This is a genomic window from Piscinibacter sp. XHJ-5 (genome assembly GCF_029855045.1).
Taxonomy (GTDB): domain Bacteria; phylum Pseudomonadota; class Gammaproteobacteria; order Burkholderiales; family Burkholderiaceae_C; genus Albitalea.
The window spans coordinates 3,262,530-3,284,163 of the sequence record NZ_CP123228.1; the positions used below are offsets into that span (position 1 = coordinate 3,262,530).

Annotated in this window: 23 protein-coding genes; 15 read left to right on the top strand and 8 right to left on the bottom strand. The window is 64.5% G+C overall.

Going from position 1 to position 21,634, the window contains the following annotated elements:
• Positions 1-12: 12 nt before the first annotated feature.
• The 4 genes from P7V53_RS15425 (at position 13) to P7V53_RS15440 (ending at position 3,051) form a co-directional block, all read left to right on the top strand.
• Positions 13-519 carry a GntR family transcriptional regulator gene (locus P7V53_RS15425; protein WP_280156349.1) on the top strand — a complete coding sequence of 169 codons (507 nt, stop codon included), beginning with the start codon at positions 13-15 and terminating at the stop codon, positions 517-519.
• A gap of 19 nt (positions 520-538) precedes the next feature.
• On the top strand, positions 539-982 hold the full coding sequence (locus P7V53_RS15430; protein WP_280156350.1) for an ATP-binding protein: 444 nt from the start codon (positions 539-541) through the stop codon (positions 980-982).
• Positions 983-996: 14 nt separating this feature from the next.
• Positions 997-1,344 carry an STAS domain-containing protein gene (locus tag P7V53_RS15435; protein WP_280156351.1) on the top strand — a complete coding sequence of 116 codons (348 nt, stop codon included), beginning with the start codon at positions 997-999 and terminating at the stop codon, positions 1,342-1,344.
• Positions 1,345-1,407: 63 nt separating this feature from the next.
• Complete coding sequence (locus P7V53_RS15440; protein ID WP_280156352.1) at positions 1,408-3,051, top strand: solute carrier family 23 protein; 1,644 nt, start codon at positions 1,408-1,410, stop codon at positions 3,049-3,051.
• A 75-nt stretch (positions 3,052-3,126) separates the two neighbouring features.
• Here P7V53_RS15440 and P7V53_RS15445 read toward each other — a convergent pair whose 3' ends face one another.
• The 4 genes from P7V53_RS15445 to P7V53_RS15460 are packed head-to-tail and all read right to left on the bottom strand — an operon-like array spanning position 3,127 to position 7,081.
• Positions 3,127-4,326, bottom strand: coding sequence for a fused response regulator/phosphatase (locus tag P7V53_RS15445; RefSeq protein ID WP_280156353.1), 1,200 nt, complete (start codon positions 4,324-4,326; stop codon positions 3,127-3,129).
• Complete coding sequence (locus P7V53_RS15450) at positions 4,323-4,682, bottom strand: response regulator (protein WP_280156354.1); 360 nt, start codon at positions 4,680-4,682, stop codon at positions 4,323-4,325. The genes P7V53_RS15445 and P7V53_RS15450 overlap by 4 nt, the downstream gene beginning before the upstream one ends.
• 11 nt (positions 4,683-4,693) lie before the next feature.
• Positions 4,694-6,529, bottom strand: coding sequence for an ATP-binding protein (locus P7V53_RS15455; protein WP_280156355.1), 1,836 nt, complete (start codon positions 6,527-6,529; stop codon positions 4,694-4,696).
• A gap of 3 nt (positions 6,530-6,532) precedes the next feature.
• On the bottom strand, positions 6,533-7,081 hold the full coding sequence (locus P7V53_RS15460) for a heme NO-binding domain-containing protein (RefSeq protein ID WP_280156356.1): 549 nt from the start codon (positions 7,079-7,081) through the stop codon (positions 6,533-6,535).
• A gap of 300 nt (positions 7,082-7,381) precedes the next feature.
• On the opposite strand from P7V53_RS15460, the gene P7V53_RS15465 reads away from it, so the two are divergent.
• The 4 genes from P7V53_RS15465 to P7V53_RS15480 all read left to right on the top strand — a co-directional run bounded on the left by P7V53_RS15465 (position 7,382) and on the right by P7V53_RS15480 (position 11,866).
• Positions 7,382-7,618, top strand: coding sequence for a hypothetical protein (locus P7V53_RS15465; protein WP_280156357.1), 237 nt, complete (start codon positions 7,382-7,384; stop codon positions 7,616-7,618).
• A 523-nt stretch (positions 7,619-8,141) separates the two neighbouring features.
• On the top strand, positions 8,142-8,492 hold the full coding sequence (locus tag P7V53_RS15470; protein WP_280156358.1) for a helix-turn-helix transcriptional regulator: 351 nt from the start codon (positions 8,142-8,144) through the stop codon (positions 8,490-8,492).
• Between the two features lie 304 nt (positions 8,493-8,796).
• Entirely contained in the window at positions 8,797-10,830 is a 2,034-nt protein-coding gene (locus P7V53_RS15475) for a hypothetical protein (RefSeq protein ID WP_280156359.1), read from the top strand.
• Positions 10,831-10,849: 19 nt separating this feature from the next.
• Complete coding sequence (locus P7V53_RS15480; RefSeq protein WP_280156360.1) at positions 10,850-11,866, top strand: ATP-binding protein; 1,017 nt, start codon at positions 10,850-10,852, stop codon at positions 11,864-11,866.
• Between the two features lie 1,817 nt (positions 11,867-13,683).
• Here P7V53_RS15480 and P7V53_RS15485 read toward each other — a convergent pair.
• Positions 13,684-14,109 (bottom strand): hypothetical protein, encoded by a 426-nt coding sequence (locus tag P7V53_RS15485; protein ID WP_280156361.1) that lies wholly within the window; start codon positions 14,107-14,109, stop codon positions 13,684-13,686.
• 176 nt (positions 14,110-14,285) lie between these two features.
• Here P7V53_RS15485 and P7V53_RS15490 point away from each other — a divergent pair, with 176 nt between their 5' ends.
• The 6 genes from P7V53_RS15490 (at position 14,286) to P7V53_RS15515 (ending at position 18,750) form a co-directional block, all read left to right on the top strand.
• Positions 14,286-14,609, top strand: a complete 324-nt coding sequence (locus P7V53_RS15490) for a helix-turn-helix transcriptional regulator (protein ID WP_280156362.1) — start codon at positions 14,286-14,288, stop codon at positions 14,607-14,609.
• Positions 14,610-14,781: 172 nt separating this feature from the next.
• Positions 14,782-14,976, top strand: coding sequence for a hypothetical protein (locus P7V53_RS15495; RefSeq protein ID WP_280156363.1), 195 nt, complete (start codon positions 14,782-14,784; stop codon positions 14,974-14,976).
• Between the two features lie 564 nt (positions 14,977-15,540).
• Positions 15,541-16,668 (top strand): hypothetical protein, encoded by a 1,128-nt coding sequence (locus tag P7V53_RS15500; RefSeq protein ID WP_280156364.1) that lies wholly within the window; start codon positions 15,541-15,543, stop codon positions 16,666-16,668.
• A 424-nt stretch (positions 16,669-17,092) separates the two neighbouring features.
• On the top strand, positions 17,093-17,407 hold the full coding sequence (locus P7V53_RS15505) for a hypothetical protein (protein WP_280156365.1): 315 nt from the start codon (positions 17,093-17,095) through the stop codon (positions 17,405-17,407).
• A gap of 99 nt (positions 17,408-17,506) precedes the next feature.
• Positions 17,507-18,358 carry a biotin--[acetyl-CoA-carboxylase] ligase gene (locus P7V53_RS15510; protein WP_280156366.1) on the top strand — a complete coding sequence of 284 codons (852 nt, stop codon included), beginning with the start codon at positions 17,507-17,509 and terminating at the stop codon, positions 18,356-18,358.
• Positions 18,355-18,750, top strand: coding sequence for an avidin/streptavidin family protein (locus tag P7V53_RS15515; protein WP_280156367.1), 396 nt, complete (start codon positions 18,355-18,357; stop codon positions 18,748-18,750). Before P7V53_RS15510 ends, P7V53_RS15515 begins: the two co-directional genes overlap by 4 nt.
• Positions 18,751-18,754: 4 nt before the next feature.
• On the opposite strand, the gene P7V53_RS15520 is transcribed toward P7V53_RS15515, so the two are convergent.
• Positions 18,755-19,555 carry a BPL-N domain-containing protein gene (locus P7V53_RS15520; protein WP_280156368.1) on the bottom strand — a complete coding sequence of 267 codons (801 nt, stop codon included), beginning with the start codon at positions 19,553-19,555 and terminating at the stop codon, positions 18,755-18,757.
• A gap of 45 nt (positions 19,556-19,600) precedes the next feature.
• Here P7V53_RS15520 and P7V53_RS15525 point away from each other — a divergent pair, with 45 nt between their 5' ends.
• Positions 19,601-20,356, top strand: coding sequence for a GntR family transcriptional regulator (locus tag P7V53_RS15525; protein WP_280156369.1), 756 nt, complete (start codon positions 19,601-19,603; stop codon positions 20,354-20,356).
• Positions 20,357-20,359: 3 nt separating this feature from the next.
• On the opposite strand, the gene P7V53_RS15530 is transcribed toward P7V53_RS15525, so the two are convergent.
• Complete coding sequence (locus P7V53_RS15530) at positions 20,360-20,830, bottom strand: MaoC family dehydratase (RefSeq protein ID WP_280156370.1); 471 nt, start codon at positions 20,828-20,830, stop codon at positions 20,360-20,362.
• Between the two features lie 10 nt (positions 20,831-20,840).
• Entirely contained in the window at positions 20,841-21,623 is a 783-nt protein-coding gene (locus P7V53_RS15535; RefSeq protein ID WP_280156371.1) for an SDR family oxidoreductase, read from the bottom strand.
• Positions 21,624-21,634: the final 11 nt, after the last annotated feature.

A 21,634-nucleotide genomic window follows, 5' to 3' on the forward strand; every position in this document is an offset into this window, starting at 1 on the left:
CCGAGGACTCCGTTGTTCACCCTGGACCGCCAATCGACCGTACCCCTGGCCGCGCAGATCGAGCAGCAGCTGCGGCGGCTGCTCGGGCACGGGCAGCTCGCGGCGGGCGCTCGACTGCCGTCGGTCCGACGGCTAGCGCAGCAGCTCGGTGTCAGCCCGAACACCGTCGTCGTGGAAGCCGGCGACGAGCAGCACCGGCTCGCGCAGCAGTCCAACACGTTCGAAAGCCCCGGCGAGGCGGGGCTTTTCCCCTGGAGCCGCGTGCCCGCGGGCGTCGACGTCGACGAGCTCGTGAAAGACGCCCGGCAGCAAGGCATCCTGCTCGCCGGCGGCGCCATGTTCAGCCCGGCGAGCCGCGCTTCGCCTTGCTTGCGACTCAACGTCGTGCTGAGCCAGCACGTGCGGCTGATGCGTTACCTCGAACAGCGGCTGCACGCGCTGGCGCAAGGGCAGGGGAGTTTGCATCCACTGGCGCAGCCCGGGGCATCACCGGGTGTGTCACCGCCGGTTCGAGCCTGAACGTCGCCAGCCCGGATCCATGCTCCCTGCCCAGGACAATTCGGTCGTCGTCACCATTGCCAACGAGGCAGCGGACGCAGCCGTCGTCGCGGATGCACTCGAGGCGTTCGGCGCCACGCACGGTGTCCCGCGCGAAGCCCTTGTCGCGTTGCAGGTTTCGGTCGACGAGATCGTCAGCAACGTCATCAAGTACGCATGGAAGGATGGCGTTTATCAGATCCATGTCCGCATCACTTCCCAGACGGACGCTGTTAAAGTGGAGGTCGTCGACGACGGCGAGGCTTTCAACCCGTTCGGTGCGCCGGAAGCCCCCACATCGCAAAAGAGCTCGAAACCAAGCGCTGGAGGCATCGGCATTCACATGGTGCGGCAGCTCATGGACCAGGTCGAGTACGCCCGCAAGGGAATGCGCAATCACACGGTGTTGCTGAAGCGGTGCAGGCTGCTCCCGCCTCGCCGCTGAGAGGCGGCACGAGCATGGCGAACGACCTGACGATCGGCGAATCACGCGCCGGAAACGTGTGCGTGCTGGCGGTCAGCGGCCGCATCGACAGCGCCAACGCCGAGCAGCTCATGAGGCGCTTGAACCATGCCCTGTCCCGCGGTGAGAAGGCGGTCGTGCTCGACCTGCGCGACGTGGCCTATCTCACCAGCGCCGCCTTCCGCGTGCTGCTCGTCGCGACCGACGAGGCGGCACGGAACATGGCGCGTTTCGTGCTGTGCAGCGTGCTGGGCCAGGTGCGCGAACTGTTCGAGATGGGCGGGTTGCTCGACGCGTTCACCATCGATGCCTCGCGCGAGGAAGCGATCGCGCGGCTGAGCTGACGCCAGAGCGAGCCGATGTCACGGGCGCCGGGGCTGATCTATGGCGTCGACGAGACGCCGCCGATGGCGGTGGTCGGGTTGTCCGCGCTGCAGCACGTCGGCGTCGCGGCCATCACCCTCGTGTATCCGCTCATCCTCGCGCGTGCGGCAGGGCTCTCCGGCACCGCCCTGATCGATTTCGTCTCCGTGACGATGCTCGCCATGGGTGTCGGTACGGTGCTTCTTTGCGTTCGCTCGCGCTTCATCGGCTCCGGCTTTCTCTGTCCCGCCTGCTTCACGCAGATTTATCTCGGCCCTTCGCTATACGCGCTGAACAAGGGCGGCTTTGCACTGGTGTACGGGATGACGGTGGTGGCCGGCATTCTGCAGCTCGGCATCGCACCGCTGCTGCACCGGATGCGCGCGTTGCTTCCCACCGAGATCGCGGGGCTGGTCATCGCCATCGTCGGGCTTTCGCTCGCTTCGCTCGGTGTCCGGTACAGCCTGGGTCTCATCGAACACGGCACCGTCCAGCCGACGTACCTCATCGTTGCCGGGATTTCCGTCGTGACGATGATCGTGCTCAACGTCTGGACCAAGGGGTACCCGAAGATGTTGTGCGTCCTGATCGGCATGGTGGTCGGATACATCGCGAGCGCCGCGCTGGGAATGTTCGAGGTCGCAACGGCGGTGACCGCAGAGCTGCCCGTGGTTCGGATACCTCGGCTGCAGCACACCGGCTGGCAATTCGATGGCCTGCTCGTGGCTCCCTTCCTCGTGGTCGCGGTCGCGACGACGCTGCGGGCGATGGGCGACATCTCCAATGCGCAGCGCCTCAACGACCCGGATTGGGTCCGGCCCGGCTTTCGCTCGATGGCGGGCGGCGTCGCGAGCAACGGCATCGCCTCCGCGTTCTGCGGACTGGTGGGTACCTCCGGTGTCAACAGCTACAGCGCGTGTGTCGGCCTTTCCGGAGCGACCGGCATCACCAGCCGGGTCGTCGGCTATGCATGCGGATCGATCTTCGTGTTGTTCGCGTTCGTGCCGGCGATTGCCGCGGCCTTCGCCACCATGCCGGTTCCGGTCATGGGCGCCGCGCTCTTCTTCTCGTCGGCATTCGTCTTCACGGCGGGGCTGCAGATGATGACGGCGCGCATGCTCGACGCGCGCAAGAGCATCGTGATCGGTCTGTCCTTCGGTCTGGCGGTGATGGCCGACATCTATCGCGAAGTCTTCGCGACCGTGCCGGCCGCGCTGCAGCCGATCTTCAGCAATTCGCTCGTGCTCGGGACTGTCTGCGCCGTGCTGTTGAACCTCGTGACTCGCATCGGCATACGCCAGCGCGTCCTGCTGCGGCTCGACCCGGGGCGTATGGACCGCGACCGGGTCGAAGGCTTCTTCTCCGAACACGGCGCGCGGTGGGGCGCCCGGCACGACATCATCAGGCGGGCCACGTTCGCGGCGGTTCAGGTGCTCGAAGTCCTCGGGGACCCGCCCGCGGGCGTCGAGATCGAGGCGAGCTTCGACGAGTTCGACCTCGACGTGCGGATCCGCTACGTCGGCGCTCCGCTGCTGCTGCCCCAGCAGAAACCCACCCCGCAACAGATTATGGAAAGCGCCGACGGCGAGCGACTCCTCGCGGGCTATCTGCTGCGCCGGACCGCGGACGAGATCACCTGCAACGCCGATACGGACCGGGTCGAGATCCACCTGCACTACGATCACTAGCAGGCTGTTGACTTCTGTCGCACCGGAGCCGAAGTGCCCCCCTCTCCCGCAAGCGGGAGAGGGGGCCCATCTCCTTCAAGCCACTCTAGACGGCCGGACCGGGTCCCAGCGCAGGGCGAGCATCGTCATGTCGTCTGCTTTGGGAGCATCGCCTGTGAACCGGTCGACGGCGCTCTTGACCCGGGCGATCATCTCGGCGGGCGTGTCGCCCCCCGCGTGGCGCAGCTCGCTTTCGACGCGCGCTTCGGTATAGAAGGCCTCGTCCGAGTTCGTCGCATCCGCGATGCCATCGGTGCAGACGAAGATCGTGTCTCCAGGCCCGATGCGGACCGAGTGCGCGTCATAGACGAGGCCCGACTTGACGCCGAGCGGCGGTTGGGCCTTCCTCGTGCGAATGCGATCGACGCTCCCGGATGCGCTCGACACGTACGGCGCAGGATGCCCCGCGTTGACATAGGTCACGATCCCGCTCGCCGTATCGAGGAACGCGAGAAACAACGTCACGAACATGCGGTCGACGTTGTCCCGGCAAAGCTCCTGGTTGACGAGCCTGGCGATCGAAGCGGGCGTGCAGTGGTCGGGTGCGAAGCGCTGGCAGAGCTCGGTCGTGAGCCGCACCAGGCTGCGCGTGTGCGCCATGAACAAGGCCGCCGGTGCGCCTTTCCCGGACACGTCCCCGACCAGAAAGCAGAAGACGCCCTCGCCAGGGAAGAAAAAATCGTACAGGTCGCCGCCGACCTGACGAGCCGGCTCCATGAACGCATGCAACCGCACGGGCCGCTCGGGCGACCACCCCGGAAAGCTGCGTGGCAGCATGCCGAGCTGCAGCCGGCGCGCCGCGTCCATCTCGCCTTCGAGACGCTGCAGGCTCTCGCGCACCAGGTCGCGCAAGCGCTTCTTGTCGAGACTCGCGCCGACGCGGGCCCGCAGCAGCGTCGGGTTGAACGGCTTCGCCAGGTAGTCTTCCGCCCCCAGCTCGATGCAGCGGATGACGCTGTCGAGCTCGTCGACGGCGGAGATCATGATCACCGGAATGTCGTGCAACGCCGCATCCTCCTTCATCTGCTCGAGCACCTGGTAGCCGTTGAGCTCGGGCATGGCGATGTCGAGCAGCACGAGGTCGACGCGCTGCGACCGCAGCACCTCGAGCGCCTGCCTGCCATCGTTGGCCGTCACGATGTTCGCGTACCCTTCGCGACTCAACCGGCGCGTGAGGGTGTAGCGGTTGTCCTCGTTGTCGTCGACAACGAGGAGCGCGGCTTGCGCGGGGTTCACGGGGCGGACGATGCGGGTATCAGCGCGCGCATCTTCTCGAGAAGCCGCTTCAGATCCACGGGCTTGGTTTCGAAGTCGTCGCAACCGGCCGCCATCGCCTTCTCCCGGTCTCCCGGCATCGCGTGCGCGGTGAGCGCGATCACCGGAATGTGCCGCGACTGCGGGGCCGCCTTGATGCGCCGGACGGCCTCCCAGCCGTCGAGCACGGGCAGGCTCAGGTCCATCAGGACGAGATCGGGCCGTTCGGCGGCCGCCATCGCCACGCCCTGCTCACCGTCGGTCGCGATCAGCACGGTGAACCCGGCGCGCGTCAGCCGGTGCTTGACGACGTAGATGTTGTCGTCGTTGTCCTCCACGTACAGAACCTTCACACGCGCCCTCCCGCCGCCGGGTGGCGTCCGTGTTCGATGCCGACCACGAGCACGTCGCGCCCGGTCGAGCCGCAGATGCTGCGCAACACGCCGGCGAGCCCAACCCAATCGACCGGCTTCACCATGTAGTCGGCGGCGCCCAGCGAGTAGCCACGGTTCTTCTCGTCGACGATCGTCATCAGGACCACGGGAATGGCTGCCGTCGCGGGGTCGCCCTTGATCGCCGCCAGCACGGTCCAGCCGTCGAGGTCGGGCATCGTGACATCCAGCGTGATCGCAGCCGGCCGCAACTCGCGCGCCAGCCGGAGCCCCTCTCGGCCGCCGTTTGCCGTCGCCACGGAAAACCCTTCACGCTCGAGAAAATGCGTCGTGACCTTGCGCACCGAGTCGTCGTCGTCGATCACCAGAACGAGCGGTGCGGGCTCCGCATGCGTCGCCCGCGCGGCGGGCTGAGGGGTTCTGGGAGGCAGCGGCGCGTGCGACGCCGCCGCCTGGGCTGCCGGCAAGCGGACGGTGAAGGTCGAGCCTTGCCCGGGTGCGCTCTCGACTGTGATGTTGCCGCCCATCATCTGGCAGAAACGCCGGCTGATCGCGAGGCCGAGCCCCGTGCCTCCGTACTTGCGCGTCGTCGAGGCGTCGGCCTGCACGAATTCCTCAAACAGGCGTGCCTTCTGCTCGGCGGTCATCCCGATGCCTGTATCGGCGACGGCGATGACGATCGCGTCGCCGCCTTCCGTGCGGCCGACGCGCAGCGTGATCGTTCCTTTTTCGGTGAACTTGGCCGCATTGCTGACCAGATTGAGCAGCACCTGGCGGATGCGCGTCGGGTCCGCGACCATGGACCCCACGTCGGGAGGACATTCCACCTTCAGCGTGTTCCCGTTCTTGGCGACCAGCGTGCCGACCGTGTTGACGACGTCCTGGATCACCGGCGCGATCGCGAAGGACTCTGCATGGAGGTCCATCCTCCCGGCCTCGATCTTCGACAGGTCGAGGATGTCGTTGATGAGCGCGAGAAGATGACGCGCCGCGCGCAGGACGCGGTCGAGCGGCTCGAGCTCGTCCTCGCGGTTGAGGTCGCGCGCATCCTCCTGCAGCATCTCGGAGACGCCGATGATCGCGTTCAGCGGCGTGCGAAGCTCGTGCGACATGTTGGCGAGGAACTGCGACTTGTGCTGGCTCGCCCGCTTGAGCGCCTCTTCGGCACGCTGCCGCTCGATGACCCGCCCGAGCTGGCCGCCGATGTTGGCCATGATCGCCAGCACGGCATCGTCCGGCTGCGCAGGCTCGTCGGAGAAGAACTCCATCAGCGCGACGACCTCTTCGCCGATCAGCACCGGAAAGGCGAAACCGGCCCTCAGTCCGGTGTCGCGCGCTGCCGTCGAGCGCGGGAAATTGACGTCCTGGGTCACGTCCACGATCCACGCCGGTCTTCCCTCGCTCAGAACGCGTCCCGGCAGGCCGACGCCGGGGGCAAACGTCATCGCCTCGCTGACTTCGCGGAACGCCTCGTAGCGTTGCGGGTCGTCCAGGTGCCACAGGCTGGTCGACGCGAGTTGCCCGGCCGCGTCCTTCAGCAGGACGTGCCCGACCGGCCAGCGGGTATGCGCGCACACCCGCTCGAGGGCGATCCGCATCGCGCCATCCACCGTCGCCGCTTCGTTCGCGGCGACCGTGATCTGCTGCAGCAGCTCGACCTCCTTCTTCTTCGCGTACAGCTCGCTCAGGGCCTTCTCGGCGATGGCCTCGCTTTCGGCACGTGCCCGCTGCTCCCGATCGAGCCGCTTCTTCAGCCGGGTCAGCTGAAGCTCGAACTCGTGGAGGCTCTCCATACCTCAGGGCCTCGGCTTCCTCACCGACACGCGCAGCACGCACCTTTCGTCGCCGCGCTTCATGCATTCCGGCTGGTCCAGCGAGATCTCTTCGTCGTAGTGCGCGGCAGTCGCCTCGATGAAGCCTTCCGCGAGCGCGCACATCTTGCGGTGCGACCGGTAGTACATCAGGAGAACGTCCGGTGAGGACGTGTCGTAGGTGAACACGGGCACGTCCGCCCCCGGGTACAGCTTGCGAACCTCGGAATGGATGACGTCGTTCAGCGCGAGCAGGAACGGGCGCGTCGACTTGTGAGCGTCGAAGAAATGGGGATGCTTCTTCGCGAGCAGCGGCAGGGCGTTGCGGCCGAACCAGCGAACGACGTCGTCGGGGGACATGTCGAGTGCCGCCGCCGCCGCGCCGACCAGCCGGGTGATCTCGTCGTCCGGGTAGTTGCCGAGCGACGTGTACGCACCATCGACGCTGGCCTGCTCGAGCAGCGCTTCCCACACATCGTCACCGTGGTCGCGACGGACCACCGCCTCGAGCAGATTGAACACGATCCCTTTCATGGTTTCCTCATGCTCAAGATGGTCGCTCGCCAGCGAGGCCGGCGGTGTGGAGCGGACGGGCAAGTCTACGCCCGCACGCTGTGCAGCCTGCCGCTGCGCTGCATGCCAATCCCTATCCCATCGTGGCTATTGCGAGAGGGGTCGGCACCGACGCTTTGCTCAGCGCCTCAAACAGCACGGAGGGCCCGATCGGCTTGACGAGGAGGTCATCGAAGCCGGCCCTCAGCGCACGGTTGCGGTCCGACTTTCTTCACTCGCCATCAACCTCGCGCGAGTGCGGAGCTCGGGGAACAGAAGCGGATGCGAACGCGGGCCGCGCTGCTGCGGGCCGCGATCTCGGTGCTTGGGAAGGAAAGTGGCCGCTTTGCGACGGTGGACAACGTGATCAGCGAGTCCGGCATGGCGCGCGGCACGATCCCGGTCGAACTGGCGGTGCACGGTGAGTCCACGATCGCTGAGATTCGTGAAGCCGCGGTGGACGCACTGGGCTTGGGTCGGCTCAACTGGAACACAGCCGATGAAGGCGGGGGGGTTTGACGGCCGGCCGACGTCGGTTTGCTGAATTCGGTACCTAGTTGAATCACGCTAAGGCACTGTTTTTAATGCTCCCGGCCGACGCTCGTCCACTGATTTCAGCAACGCCATTTTGCTTAATAGCAGCCCTCTCACGCCGTTTTGCTGAAAGCAGTGCAACGGCCGCACGACCACCTGGTACGGCGCCAGCGAGTTGTCCGTGGTGCCTCGGCCCCGAGATCCCCCGGCCGCCGACACTAGAGCGGCTCGGAACACACCCCTCTTCGCGAGCGAGCCAATTTTGCGCGAGAAGCAAAGTCCTGCCCGGGAAGACTCCCCGCCGCCAATAAAACTAGCTGTTTGAGCTCAAAACCCGGTTTTTGAGCTCAAACAGAAACCCTGGATCGCAAACTAAGCTTGGAATTGACAAGCGCTTTTGCTTGTCAAAAGACGTTCAAAATCAATGACTTGAGAATCATCAGCAGTGGTTGACATATCTGCTCCGACCGCCTAGTTTTGTGGAGTTTTCAAAACGCCGATTTGGGTTATGACTCCATTCTCGCGCCGCTTGCGGGAGCTACGACGAAGCCGCGCCATCCGGCAGGCTGACCTGGCCCGGCTATTGGGTTATGAGCAGAGCTATGTCTCGGCCCTTGAACTTGGCATCAAGGGGCCTCCGACGCCAGCCTTCATGGACCGCCTTGATCAGGTGCTACAGCTGACGGAGGCCGAACGAGGCGAGGTGCGCGAGGCCGCGCGTGCATCTCAACGCAAGCTAGTCATCGGAACCGATGCGCCCGTCGAGGTGTTCTGGCTCATGGATCGCCTGCGCCAAGAGCTCGCTCAACTGCATCCGGAGCAAATCAAGCTGATCGATGGCGTGCTTCGAATGAGGTAGATCTTGGCGGAGGCGGTTCCGCCGGTGGCTGACCGGAGCAGTCGCCGAAGCAAGAAGGAGCTCACCATGTAGAAACGGGACAAACCATTCGGCCTGTCCCGTCGCTGGGCGCTTCGCGTGCACCCGTAGTTGCTACCTACCGGTCAAGTATCGCGAGCGCCCCGCTCGACGTCAAGCCGAAGTTCCCATCACCAGCACGACCGCTGGGCTTCTTGCCCGGCAGGGAGATCTTTTATCTCCAGCGCAGGTGGTGCACCAGGCGCGATCACAGCTTGTGGAGACGAGGATGAGGAATGGGGCACTCATGGGCAGGACCCTTCGCGGCATCACCGATCGCGAAGACTTCGACATCGACGCTTGGCCGGACATTGACGAGGGCGCGCTTCCCGAAGACATGCGCGCCGCCTATCGCAATCGAAAGAGAGCGATTCGGCTGTACATCGTCGAAGGCGCAACGGCGTCGACCATCCGCAGCGAATGCCGACTGAGCGCCCGCTACTTGAATCGGCTGGTCCGTCAGCGTTGCATGAGAACGCACCCGGACGGCCGGATCTGGGGATGGCGAGCTCTTGTGCCTCGCGTACGGGTCGAGCCTTACCGGCGCAAGAAGCCAGTTCGCGTCAACGCTCAGGGACGCGGAGCAGTTGCGGCGCTCCAACTGCTCCTTCAGCTTGAACCGGATTTCGCCGTCAGACTCGAGACCAAGATCCTGAAGGCTTGTCCAGCTCAGCAGCTCGGCGAAGTCCGTCGACCACGGCACGCGGTTTGGGCATGGGCCCTTGATGAGCTGAGGAAGCTTGGATACGAAGCCCGCAACGAGTGGCCCTTCAACGTCGCATCAATGGGTTACTGGGCGCTGTACCGGCACGCAAACAAGCTGATGGTCGCGAACCCAGCTCAAGCTGCTCAAATTGTTGGCGGGCCGGATCTTGCGAAGAAACTGAAGAGCGGCGATGGCGTTGATCGACCAGTGCTCAAGCCATTCGAGCGCGTCGAAATGGACGCACACCATATTGACGGTCGCTTCGTCGTGCTCATTCCGCAGCCTCACGGCGGGTGGAGCCCGAAGCTGATTCACCGCCTTTGGATCATCGTTCTCCTTGAGGTGGTGTCGCGCGCCGTCATCGGGTATCACCTGAGCTTCAACTTCGAGGTCACGAAGGAGGACACCGCTCGCGCCATCAAGAAGGCGCTCACACGGTGGCGACGGCGCGACATCCGCTTCAGCGATCGGGCGTACTGTGACGACGCGGCGTTGCCGTCGGGGCACCACGAGCGCTACGTCGGTCAATGCTGGAACGAGACCAGCGTCGACGGCGCCCTGGCCGAGACATGCAAGACCGTACGGGACACGTTGCGTGAAGTGGTCGGGTCCAGCCTGCTGGATCCCACTACCGGGTTCGCGAAGCGGCGCAGCAAGGACGACCGGCCGTTCATCGAATCCTTCAATCGGGCGCTGGCCAGCCGAGGCCTGCAGCGCCTGTCCAACACAACGGGCGGCAAGCCGGCCGACAAGCAGGGGCGAGATCCCGAGAAGATTGCGGTTATCAGCGAGTTTCAGGTCGAGTACGCCGAGGAGCTGCTTGACGTCCTCGTCGCGAACTACAACGCGACACCGCATTCCGGCCTCGGCTACCGGACACCGCTGCAAATGCTCGATTTCCAAGCGATGTCAGGACGCCTCCGCCCCCGGTACGCGGATCCCGAATCTGTGCAGGGACTTCTTAGCGTCCGCAAGCTTTGCATCGTGCGCGGTGGTTTCGCAGAAGGTCGCGCGCCCTACGTTGAGTTCTACAACGCCAGGTACTCGAGCGAGCTGCTCAATCAGCGAAACGATCTTGTGGGTCGGCGCATCTGGGTGATCAATCATCTCGAGGACGATGCCAGGCTTGCTCGCGCTTCAACCCAAGAGGGCATCTCACTCGGCGTGCTACGAGCCCAGTCACCATGGCACTTCACGCCGCATAGCCTGGCCATTCGGAGTGCAATCAAATCGTTTGTTCATCAACGCCGAATCGCATTGGGAAACGGCGGCGACGCAGCAATGACGTTCATGAAGTTCGTCGAGGAAGAGGCTCCGCGAAGAAAGCTCCCAGTTCACCCGGCCTACCTAGAGCTTAGGCGAATACTGCTGGAGTACGACGAACTTCGCTCCGGCGAGGAGCAGTTGAAAGCTGCCCGCGCCCGCTTGGCCGAGACGGGGTCGCGAAACGAAGTCGTTGTCAAACCGCGGAAATTGGTGACGGTGGGGGGCCGTGCTCCTGAAACGCCAACGAGCCGATCGAACAGCCCTACGAGAGGCTCGCTGCCGCCGCTGCGCAAGGCAGCGAGCGGCTGAGGAGTTCGGGGAGCTCGCGATGAAAAGCAACATGCCGAGTCATGTTGATCCACGGCATCCTGTCATTCGGCAGGAATACGGGATCTTCACCCCACCGGTGCATGCGATGGCGCAGACGATCGGCGATTGGATCGATCAACGGCAGCCAGGCGGGTACATCTACGGTCCATCCCGCTTTGGCAAATCGAACGGCGTGAGGTGGCACGTCAGATCGATTCTGGAAGATCGATTTGGCCGCAAGATCCCGCTGCACATCTGGAGTCGCCCGTATGACCCGCAGCCGACGGAAGGCCAATTTTGGCAATCTGTCGGTCTGGCCTTTGGCCATCGCTACGCGAAGTCGCGTGCCACGCGGGCAGATCGACGCCAATCACTGAAGGAGTTCTTGATCGCTTCAGCGGAGCGCAGCGGCGGCAACTACGTCGTCATCGTCATTGACGAAGCCCAAGAGATGACGTATCGGGAGTGGCAATGGTTGCTCTCGCTCCAGAACGCCTTGGACATGGACGGCTATCGAATGAGCGTCTTCTCCATAGCGTCCCACCAGATGGGCTACACATACGAGTTGCTGGGACGGGCCGAACAGGCCCACGTGGCAGCTCGGTTCATGGTTGCGCACTGGCCTTTCCCCGGCATATGCGGTCTCGATGAAGTCGAATACGCGCTGAGGGGATACGACGAGTTGTCGGAATGGCCGGAGGGTAGCGGGACCTCCTTTCTCGCCCACTTCGCACCCGAGGCATTCGCGCAAGGCGCTCGACTCTCACCATGGTCCGTCACCGTCTGGCGAGTGCTTGACGCGCTGCTGCCACCACACTACGAAGGGGAGGTCTCCTTCCCGATGCAGCACCTGGTACGGTCCGTGGAGGAACTCCTCATGCGGGCTGCACGCGGAGCTCCTTGGGAAGAAGTGACGGCGGAACCGTCGTGGCTGGAAGTCATCGCACAGACGGGCTTCACAGACCACATGCGGCTGATTTCCGCGAGCATGCCGAAGAGACGAGGTGGGCGTAGGGCTTCCGAGCTAAGGCGATAACGCATGCCGACCAGCCCAAAACCAGTTGAGCGGCTCCCTTACGGAAGAGGGGCCCGCGTGACTTGGCACAGAGGGAGCATCCAGCCCTATTCATCTATATGGGTCACGGTGCAGCGGTTCCTTCTGCTTAACCGCCCAACGTCCGCCGCATTCGAGCAAGACTTTTTCGTCGACCCGACGCGGAAGCAAAATTGGGCTTCGCTCAACGGGAACGGGCCTGTCTTCGGCGCCTGTGCGATTCGTACTGCACGCTTCGCAAGAGTGCTCGGTGAGCCGCGTGGCGTGTTCGACTGGTCCTACGTCCGTCAGTATCCGGCCGCATTTCGGCCGCTGTTTCGTGGCTTCGCGGCGTGTCCGGCTTGCCTTGCCGAGGGCTTTCACTCCGTCCTGTATTCGCTGAAGGGCCTGCTTCATTGTCCGGTCCACTCCGAAAAGTTCTTCGGATGCGATCGATGTGGCGATCGAATATCAGCGCGCCTTGCAGGCCGCACTTCGGACGAGACCGACGAGTGTCCTTGCGGCAGGCTCAAAATGCCTTCCCATGCGGCAAGACGCCCTGCCGCAAACAACGAGCGAGACGAAGCTCTCGCGACACTGACGCAGTGGATTGTTGCCATCGGCAAGCGAGGTTGGTTTGATCTCGGCACCGCCGCGAGCGACGAGTCCCACATCGAACAGTGGCAACAGCACTTCCGCTTCTGGCAACGGCGACTTGGCTTGCCGGCGCCCCTGCCATGGTGGCCGCCGGCGACTTGGGCGACTCAGGGCCATGTCTGCACGCGGTACGTGCAGTACGGTGGCCTTGAGACTGTCACTCATCCGTCGAAGGCGCCGGACTTGAGGGTCGCGCCTTCAGGACGAGCTCCGTCCTCGACCGGTGACCTGGCGCGAGACGCGAGTGCCACGTTCAAGTCGATGAAGCGTTACTTGCTACGGCATGTCTTGCGCAATCGCCGCGGTTGGATGGCACGTATGGCCGCTTCGAGCGACGCGGACGTCATCGGGAAGAGCATCCTTGCGGGCAACGAGGAGGTTCGCTGTGCGTGGGCCCTGCTGATTTGGTGGCAAACCGGTGTACATAGCTTGAGCCTGCGCGACTGGTTCGGGCGCCAGCGCTTCTGCTTCGTGCCGCGCCACAATGATTCGCGACCGGGGTCCATGGACGAAAGTCCAGACCTCCGGTTCGTCGACAGCGAACCAGTGCGAGCGTGGATCGCGCAATGGCGTTGCGCATCGGCCCTGTTGCGAACTTGGGAAGCAGCGGTCGACAGAGCGCGGAATATCAAGCTGGTTGGCGACGTTCAGTGGGGACGAGGCGTGGCTTGGGGCCACCACAACCTCCAATGCTGGAGTGCTGCTCGGGAGGAGGGAGGACGAATCGGTTTGTATGTCGAGTGTCCCCGCGCGCCCCTGTGGCATGCCGCTCCCAGGTTGGACAAGGAAGGCCGTCAGCAACGCTGGCTGTCTGCGATGTCTCGCCGTTTCAAGGCAGTGGCCGCGCTCGTTTCGGCGGAGTGCATCTGGTACGACAGCCGAACTATGGATTGGACAACTCGAATCGGGCCCATGCCGACAAATCCACCGGAGTGCAGGCAACACCGCATGCTTCCGCCATCACGGCATCTCCACTTCACCGTGTTTCCGTGGGCGGGAACCGACGATCCAGGTTCCGCGTTTGTGGCGCGATGCATCGGTTTGCCTTTGGCCTGTACTGGGCCGTCCGCTCGCGAAGCAATCCGCGGTCTGAAGTTTGCGGTAGACCGCTACCTTAGGGCCTTCCCGGCGCAAGCGCCGGCCTCGACGTGCGCGTCCGCAAGCTAGCCACTGGCATCAAACAGTCCATGCGCGAACTCGCTCGCGTGCCTCAGGCCTTCTTCCGTAAGAGACAGGCGCACCCGCTTGTGCGGTTGGATGCTGAGTGGCCGCATCAGCACCACCCAACCGCGGCGCCGGTAGGTCTCGACGCTGACGGCGATGTAGAGCACACCGAGCCATGTCAGCATGACATCCGGATCAAAGCGATGGTCTGGTCGATGCAGCTCTCCCGACCTGGCAATGATGACCACTGACAGGAGGTCGTCGGTCGTCGTGGACTGGTCGCCATCGCGAAACTTGACCAAGAGTCGCCTGAGGCCGTCCAGCTCCTCGTCGGCAATGGCCGCCAGCCAGTGCCCCAGGTAAAACGCAAGTGACTTGTCGGGACGGGAAGCGAGGTAGCTTGACAAGCTCTCGCTGAAGCGCATGTCCGCCCCCTCTGGGTGTCGGAACTTGATCGTTCTACTCATCTCCACCTGCGCCAACAGCGAGCAGCTCCCTTCCGCGCGAGGCGGGAGTCTTCACTTCCCCACAGACGAATATATGCGATTTTGGAATATTCGAAAGTCGAATTCACTGTGTCGAGCCGCAACCGCCGTGGCTCATGCAGAAGACCCTGTACTCCCGCGAATACCGAATACTTCTCACGATCCTGAAGGACATGAGGAAGACGACTGGGGTCACCCAGGGCGCGCTCGCTGAACGACTCGGCATGCGGCAGAGCGACGTCAGCAAGTGCGAAGCCGGTTCACGGCGCCTTGATGTGATCGAGCTGAAGTTCTGGACCGCCGCGCTCGGCTTCGGCGTCAACGACGTGTTGGCGGAGCTCGATGGGCGGCTTGCGGCGGATGTCGTATGGACGCAGCCAGCGAGTCCACGCGGTCCGACCCGCTCACGGCGCGTTCGTTCGAACAGTAGTGCTCGATGAATGCAAGCTCGACCCGCGCTCGAGAGGCTTTGCGCCAGACGGGTAGCGTCCGCCTCTACGTGTTCGAGTGCCCTGGTCGGCGCTCGCCTCGGGGTGTGCGACACGACTCATTTCTCGCGTTTTCAGGGCCTTCAGGCGGTAAAATTCGATAGTGCTGCGCAGGGAGATTTCAATGGCTACGACTACTGAGAAAGACCGCCGCCGCGCCGTCACTCAAGCTCTGGCCAGCGTGCGCATAGAAGGCTTCGAACACGATGCCGAATACCTCTCCTTGCTCGAACGCTATGTCGCTGGCGAGCTGTCGCTGGCGGAGGTGCGCGCCAAGACGGGCGGCGCCTTCGGCCCGCGCGCCCAAGCGGCCGTGTGAGCCAAGGCTGGCATCCGGGACGCTGAACACCTCCAGCAGTTCGGGTATCGCAGCACAGATCGAGATGAAGTCGCTGCTGGCCCAAGCTGGCAGGGAGCCAAATAGGCGAAGATCGCGTCGCGCGATGTCACGGTTGAAGCGTACGCCCGCGGGCGAGCCTCTCAAGCGACTGCTTCCGCGAACCTGTTACCCGGGTTAGTCCACGCGTTCATCGGGTCAACTTCAGGACGGCAGCGGTTGCGGACGGTGACGACTGGCAGACGTACTCGCGCTTCCTGCCATCAAGCTGTCGTTGCGGCCAGCGACCGGCGGCGGCTCGAAGGGCGGCTTCATGAGGTGCTGCGGTCGTAGCGCTTTGCAACGCGGTTCGGCGGCGCCGGTGACCGGTCCAGTACCGCGCGAACTTCGCGACACGTTCAGGCCCGCGTCCCTTAGGCAAAAATCGAGGCGTCTTCACGGTCGAACACCGGCAGTGCACAAGCGGCCGCGGCCGGAGGCGTCCCCACTGAAGGATCGACATCGCACCACTACACTGCGCCCCAGACAAGCAGGATTCGAAGACCAATGATGGATCGGGATGACGAATGGGCCGCGGAGGCGGCAGAAGAAGCGGCCGATCGAGAGCGCAAGAAGGAAGCGCCGCCGCCGATGGGCCATGAGGAGTTCCTGGCGTGGCGTTCGCCGCGCGTCGTGACCGGCGGGCCCGTCCGTCTCGACAACCCGCTCTGGCAGTGGCTCGTCCGGACGCGCCATTCCGGCTACGGCGCGAACGCCGTGATGCAGGGGCCTTCGTCATCCACCGCCGGGCCCGTGTGGTGTTTCAATCGCTTCGGCAAGAGCGAGACGACGCTGCCGGATGGCCGGATCGTTCACATCGCCGGCGAGCACGAGGACTACTACGACCCTGACTTCTACATCTACAACGATGTCGTCGTCATTGACCGCGATGGTTCCATTGCGATCAATGGCTATTCGCGGGATCTCTTTCCCCCTACCGACTTTCACAGTGCCACGCTGGTGGGCAGCACTATCTTCATTATTGGCTGCCTTGGGTATCAGCATCAGCGCATGGTTGGGTCGACCCCCGTCCTCCGGCTCGATGTCGGCACGATGAGCATCGAGCCGGTCGCAACGAGCGGCGAGGCTCCTGGCTGGATTCATCGGCACGCGGCAGAGCTCGCCGACGACGGAAAGACCATCGTGGTGCGCGGCGGCGAGCTTTGGCTCGGGGGCGAACGTACGATGCAAGAGAACATCGATGCCTGGGCATTGGACACGACGACCGGCGCGTGGACTCGGTTGAGCGCGCAGGACTGGCAGCGATGGACGATGGTGCGAAAGGACCGCAAGCGCAATCGCCTGTGGGACACGCGCCAGGAGCACTGGAATCACGACCATGCCTCGCTTGGCCTCGAAAGCTACTGGAGGCACGCCGAAGCGCCGGACTTCGATGCCCTCGACGCCTTGTACAGGGTCGACCCCACCGCCCCCCCGCCCGAGCAAGGCTCCGACCACAACATCTTCCTGGCCACAATCGACGGCATTACGGTGAGGTTCAAGGAAGACGGATGGTCAGTGCAAGCGATGGTCGAAGGAAGGCTCTCTGACTTGCGCCTCGACGAACTCAAGCGTGCGACGCTGGCAACGCTTGAGAAGCTGGATGCCGGTGAGTGGGAAATCGAGCCCAGCTGAGCTCTTCGCAAGCGGCCGATGGCCGGTTTGAGCCACACAATCCGGCGCTCTAACCCGTCGTTGAGATTCGACCGCTGCTCGCCAGTTGACCTGCTTCATGGTCGAGGCGCGACCGGCTCAGACCGGCCATCAACCGTCGCTCGACAAGGACAGCTTCCCAGCATCGAGTTTGAGTTAATCGCACGAGCGCGCGCGGACAAGAGTCTGTCTGAAACGCGGGCCAAGGACTGTTGCGAGATTGGTTCAGCACGAGGCTTGCTGCAACAAACCTCGGGGTGCGCTCTACCGGCGGCAGCGGTTCGGCTCGTGCCGGCTGCGACGAACCGACGTGCTTCGCGCGCTCGGGCCGGGAGCCGCTCCCGCTTGCGCGGATCGACAGGGAGATGCTTAATCGATCGACTGACGCACATCCAAGGAGACGACCATGGCGTATGAAGCGCGATATGTCTTCCGCCCGACCGCTGGGGCAGATCTCGAAGCTGTCGTGAGCGCGATGAAGCAGTGCGCTGCGATTTGGCAAAAGCACGGCGCCCCGAAGCCCCGTCTGTGGGCGGTCGCCGCAGGGGAACTCGGCAACTACGCCCTCACGATCGAGTTCAAGAACGCGGCGGCGTACGCCGAAGCCGCGGACCCCTTGTCTGCCGACCCGGAGTTCCGGCGCTGGCAGGCCGACACCATGCGGGCTGGCGCGGTTTACTGGGTGCGCAGCAACCTGATGCGTGAAATCGACCTGGCATAGCCGCGACGAAGGCATAGCCGGGCGCGGCGGCTCCGCGGTCCCCTTCGTGGCAAGGTGACCCGCACCGTCGCGAAGCTTTGAGGCCAAGGAGAGACATTCGTGGACGAGTCCGGCATGCCCGCACCTCCAGAGCCGACATCCGCAGCGACCTTGCTCGCCAGCGGAGTGACCGAAGTCGCTCTCGATGAGACCCCCAGCACCAACGCCCATGCCCTGGAGTTGCTCAAGAGCGGCGCTGCACCGCCTCATCTGACGCTCGTCTGGGCGCGACGCCAGATGAAGGGTCGTGGCCGCGGTGGGCGCGTGTGGCAGTCGCCCGAAGGCAACGTGTTCTTCTCGATGATCCTGCGGCCGCAGCCGGATTGGGGAGACCTCAACCAGCTTCCGCTGGTGACCTCCGTCGCCACTCACGCCGCGATCCGCCCCCACGTGCCGCCGTCGCGAGCCGTGACCATCAAGTGGCCCAACGATGTGCTCATCGATGGAGCCAAGGTGTCCGGAACGCTGATCGAATCGCATCGGCTGATCCGCAGCAGCGATGCCCATCGATGGTCGGCCGAGGCGTTGGTCGTCGGGATCGGTGTCAACGTCGCACACTTCCCGGCCGAAGGTCTCCTCTATCCGGCGACCAGTCTCCGCGAGGTGGGATCGGCGGTCGAGCGCGATCAGGTTATTCGCGATCTGGCGCATGCCCTGATTCAAGCGCTCGAGCTCTGGCGCCAGCGCGGGTTTGCGCCCATTCGGGCCGCGTACCTGCAAAGCGCCCATGGCCTGGGCGAACGCATCACGATTCGAACCTCGCTCGACCTGGACGAGTCGGTCAGCGGCGTCTTCGAAGGCATCGACGAGGACGGCGCGCTGTTGCTGCGCCTCGCTGACGGGACCGTCCGATCTCTAGTCGTCGGTGACGTGTTCTTTGGAGATCCGAACAGCGCCAAGGAGACACCATGACAATCCGTGCAGGACGCTGGCTGGGCCTCAACGGCGGTGGACTGGAGATCGTTTCCATCGGGCCGGACGCCCACTTCACTGGTCGCTACCAGACCAAGGTGGGCAAGCCCGACCCCACTGCATGGTTCGACGCGCACGGCATGACCGACGGCGGGCTCATCGGGTTCACGGTCCTCTGGAAGAACAAGACGGAGCAGCACGCCTCGCTGACCAGCTTTGCCGGTCGCTACCTGGCCAAGGGCGAGAAGGATGGCCTGGGCGACTCGTCGCGAGAGCGGATCGAAGCCCAGTGGCATCTGGCCCGTCTCTACGACGACGATGATCCCAGCAAGCCGCACGCGATGTGGGAGACGTTCATCACCAACTCCGCGATCTGGTACTGGACGCCCTGAACAGTCATCGCAGAGCGAGTCCGGCGTGAAGAAGGAGCCGGCGAAAGACCTCCAGGCGCGCCGTTCCCGTTTCCGCAAGTCTGCGGCACACGTGGACGTGTGCGCCCATGTCGGTGTGACCGCTCAGCGCTTCCTTGCACTCGCGCTCCGACATTTCCAGGTGAACTCCGGTCAGTACCGCGGTGCCTTTGCCCACCGGTGAGCTGACGATGGCGGGTGGAGTGCCCGCCACGCCCGTGTAGACGGCCAGGACCTGCGCGGCATCGCTCGACGCATTGCTGAATTCGAAGCGGCAGCCGCCGTGGTAGTGCGTGTAGAGCGTCATCGGCGCCGCGGTCAGGCGAGAGGTCGTCCGGATCTCGGCGGCCGCAGCGCTCCTCGGCGTTGCGTCATACGCGACGCCCCCAGTGAGCTCGGACAGCGACCCCACGGCGAGCGCATCGACGAAGCCCAGTTCGCGTGCGCCGCAGATCGCGCCATCGGTTCCGGCATGGAACGCGAGTTCCCTGCAGGCGTAGTACGCCCCCGCGCAGATTCCGAGGTAGACGCCACCGTCTTCGACGAACCGACGGATGCGCTGGTTGGGCGCGCCGTTCAATGCTTCGCAGAAGGGAAGGTCGGCGCCGCCCGGCATGACGAACAGCACGGCGTCGTCGAAGAGCGCCGCGTCATGCTTGATGTCGTCGGCCATGACCGCCCGGATCTCGTACGCGGCGGGAGGAAGCTGCTGTGCGATGGCCCTGATCAGGCGGGACGTCCCGTCGGTTCCGGCATCGACGTAGGTCAGGATCTTCGGCTTGGGCATGTCCGTGGTCTAATGCATGCATACATTAGGTTTGTCGACAATAGCATGAAGAACCCGACTACACGCTTGCAGACGCTTCCCGGTGCGGACGCCAAGGCGCCCCCGACCAAGTCCGCCGGCCGCCAGCTGATGACGCTGCCCGAGCAGATCGCCGAGCACATCTTCACGGCCATCGCGAACGGCGAGTACGCGCCGGGCGATCGCATTCGCGAAGAAGCGCTGGCCGAGCAGTTCGAGGTCAGCCGCGGACCGGTGCGCGAAGCGCTGCGCATCCTGGAGAAGGACGCGGTGGTGCGCATCCTGCCCAACCGCGGCGCTCACGTGACGCAGCTCTCGATCAAGGAGGTGGACGACATCTTCGAGATCCGGCGCACCTTGTCGGGCGCCATGATCGCCCGGCTCACGGTCGACGAGGCGGCGCAGCTGGCTGCGGCCATGGAAGCCGACATCCGTGCGCTCGACGCGCTGGCTCTGGACCCCAAGGGAGCCGCTGCCTACTACGAGGCTTCGTTCCGCCTCAGCCGCTTGCTTCGCGAGTCTTGCGGCAATGAGCGTCTGGCCGAGATCCTGGGCGCCCTGGCGCGCCAGACGTTGCGCTACACCCAGCTCGGCCTGGCCACGCCGGCCCGGCGCAAGGAATCGGCGCGCAACTGGCGCACGCTGCAAAAGGCGATGAAGGCGGGCAACCTGGAGGCGGCTGCCGAAGCGGTCGAGAAGCTGGTCGACGATTCGCGGCGAGAGGCGGTCAGGCAGCTCGAAGCTCGTCAAGCCGGTGCCGATCCGCGGGGCGCTGCGGCTTGAGATTCAGGTAGCGCCGACCAGCATGGCCAGGGTCTCGGCGATGAGCGCGGGCTTGGCCTCGCCTTCGATCTCGACTGTATTGACCAGCTTGACCAGCTTGCGCCCGCCCTCCTTGGCCGTGACTTCAGCCAGCGTGATGCGGGTGCGAACCCGCGCTCCAGCCTTGACCGGGGTCATGAAGCGCACCTTGTCCAGCCCGTAGTTGAAGGCCGCCACCGCGTCCTGGGGCACCACGCCGACGTCCATGCTCATGTCGGCCAGGAGCGCCAGGGTGAGGTAGCCGTGCGCCACGGGGCCGCCGAACGGGCTTTCTCGATGGGCACGTTCCACATCGACATGGATCCATTGATGGTCGCCGGTGCAGTGCGCGAACTCGTTGATGCGGTCCTGTCCCACGGTCACCCAGTTGGAGGTGCCGAGCTCCTTGCCGACCCAGTCGGAAAGATTCGCGATGGAGTATGTGGAAGGGGTCATGAGCGTGTCCTCAAGCCAAATTCATGCGAGCACCTGCCACGGCCCAGCCGCCGTCGACCGGCAGCACGGCCCCGGTGATGTAGCGCGCGGCATCGGACCCGAGGAACAGGCAGGCATCGGCGATGTCCTGAGGCGTGCCCATGCGACGCATCGGAACGCCTTCGATGACGCCTTGTCTCGCCGACTCGTCGGGCGCGAGCCGCGCCATCCCTTCGGTGCCATCGATGGGACCGGGGATCACCGAGTTGATGCGGACTCCCTCTGGCCCCCACTCGAGGGCCAGCGTCTTCGTGATCATGTCCACGCCCGCCTTGGCCGCGCACACATGCACCTGCATGGCCATGGGGACGATCGCCTGTGGCGCTGAAATGCTGATCACGCTGGCGCCTGGCTTGGTGAGGTGTTCCCACGCCGCGCGCATGACGTTGAAGGAACCCAACAAGTCGATGTCGACGACCGATTTGAATCCGTTGGGGCTCAACTTGGCGGCGGCCGCGGGAAAGTTGCCCGCTGCGCCCGACACCAGCACGTCGATCTTGCCTTGTCGCTGCGCGAACGATGCGAGCGCATCCGCCACGGCTTGAGGTTCGCGCACATCCAGGCTGAAGCCGAGGGCGGGGGCATCACGCCTGGACAGGCGTGCCACCGCAGTATCGACCTTGTCCTTGCTGCGGCTCGCCACGCCGATCCTGGCGCCGGCGGACACGAAAGCGTCGGCGATGCCGAGGTTGATGCCGCTCGTGCCGCCGAAGACGAAGACGTTCTTGCCGCTGAAGTCGAAAGAGAAGTTCACGATGGCTCCTG

Bases quoted from the DNA above. Each gene is read 5' to 3' on its own strand.
- P7V53_RS15470 (WP_280156358.1), top strand. From the start codon at position 8,142: ATGACTCCATTCTCGCGCCGCTTGCGGGAGCTACGACGAAGCCGCGCC.
- P7V53_RS15520 (WP_280156368.1), bottom strand. From the start codon at position 19,555: ATGCCCAAGCCGAAGATCCTGACCTACGTCGATGCCGGAACCGACGGG.
- P7V53_RS15500 (WP_280156364.1), top strand. From the start codon at position 15,541: ATGATGGATCGGGATGACGAATGGGCCGCGGAGGCGGCAGAAGAAGCG.
- P7V53_RS15465 (WP_280156357.1), top strand. From the start codon at position 7,382: ATGCGAACGCGGGCCGCGCTGCTGCGGGCCGCGATCTCGGTGCTTGGG.
- P7V53_RS15490 (WP_280156362.1), top strand. From the start codon at position 14,286: ATGCAGAAGACCCTGTACTCCCGCGAATACCGAATACTTCTCACGATC.
- P7V53_RS15480 (WP_280156360.1), top strand. From the start codon at position 10,850: ATGAAAAGCAACATGCCGAGTCATGTTGATCCACGGCATCCTGTCATT.
- P7V53_RS15530 (WP_280156370.1), bottom strand. From the start codon at position 20,830: ATGACCCCTTCCACATACTCCATCGCGAATCTTTCCGACTGGGTCGGC.
- P7V53_RS15475 (WP_280156359.1), top strand. From the start codon at position 8,797: ATGGGCAGGACCCTTCGCGGCATCACCGATCGCGAAGACTTCGACATC.
- P7V53_RS15460 (WP_280156356.1), bottom strand. From the start codon at position 7,081: ATGAAAGGGATCGTGTTCAATCTGCTCGAGGCGGTGGTCCGTCGCGAC.
- P7V53_RS15435 (WP_280156351.1), top strand. From the start codon at position 997: ATGGCGAACGACCTGACGATCGGCGAATCACGCGCCGGAAACGTGTGC.
- P7V53_RS15525 (WP_280156369.1), top strand. From the start codon at position 19,601: ATGAAGAACCCGACTACACGCTTGCAGACGCTTCCCGGTGCGGACGCC.
- P7V53_RS15455 (WP_280156355.1), bottom strand. From the start codon at position 6,529: ATGGAGAGCCTCCACGAGTTCGAGCTTCAGCTGACCCGGCTGAAGAAG.
- P7V53_RS15485 (WP_280156361.1), bottom strand. From the start codon at position 14,109: ATGCGCTTCAGCGAGAGCTTGTCAAGCTACCTCGCTTCCCGTCCCGAC.
- P7V53_RS15440 (WP_280156352.1), top strand. From the start codon at position 1,408: ATGGCGGTGGTCGGGTTGTCCGCGCTGCAGCACGTCGGCGTCGCGGCC.
- P7V53_RS15495 (WP_280156363.1), top strand. From the start codon at position 14,782: ATGGCTACGACTACTGAGAAAGACCGCCGCCGCGCCGTCACTCAAGCT.
- P7V53_RS15505 (WP_280156365.1), top strand. From the start codon at position 17,093: ATGGCGTATGAAGCGCGATATGTCTTCCGCCCGACCGCTGGGGCAGAT.
- P7V53_RS15430 (WP_280156350.1), top strand. From the start codon at position 539: ATGCTCCCTGCCCAGGACAATTCGGTCGTCGTCACCATTGCCAACGAG.
- P7V53_RS15515 (WP_280156367.1), top strand. From the start codon at position 18,355: ATGACAATCCGTGCAGGACGCTGGCTGGGCCTCAACGGCGGTGGACTG.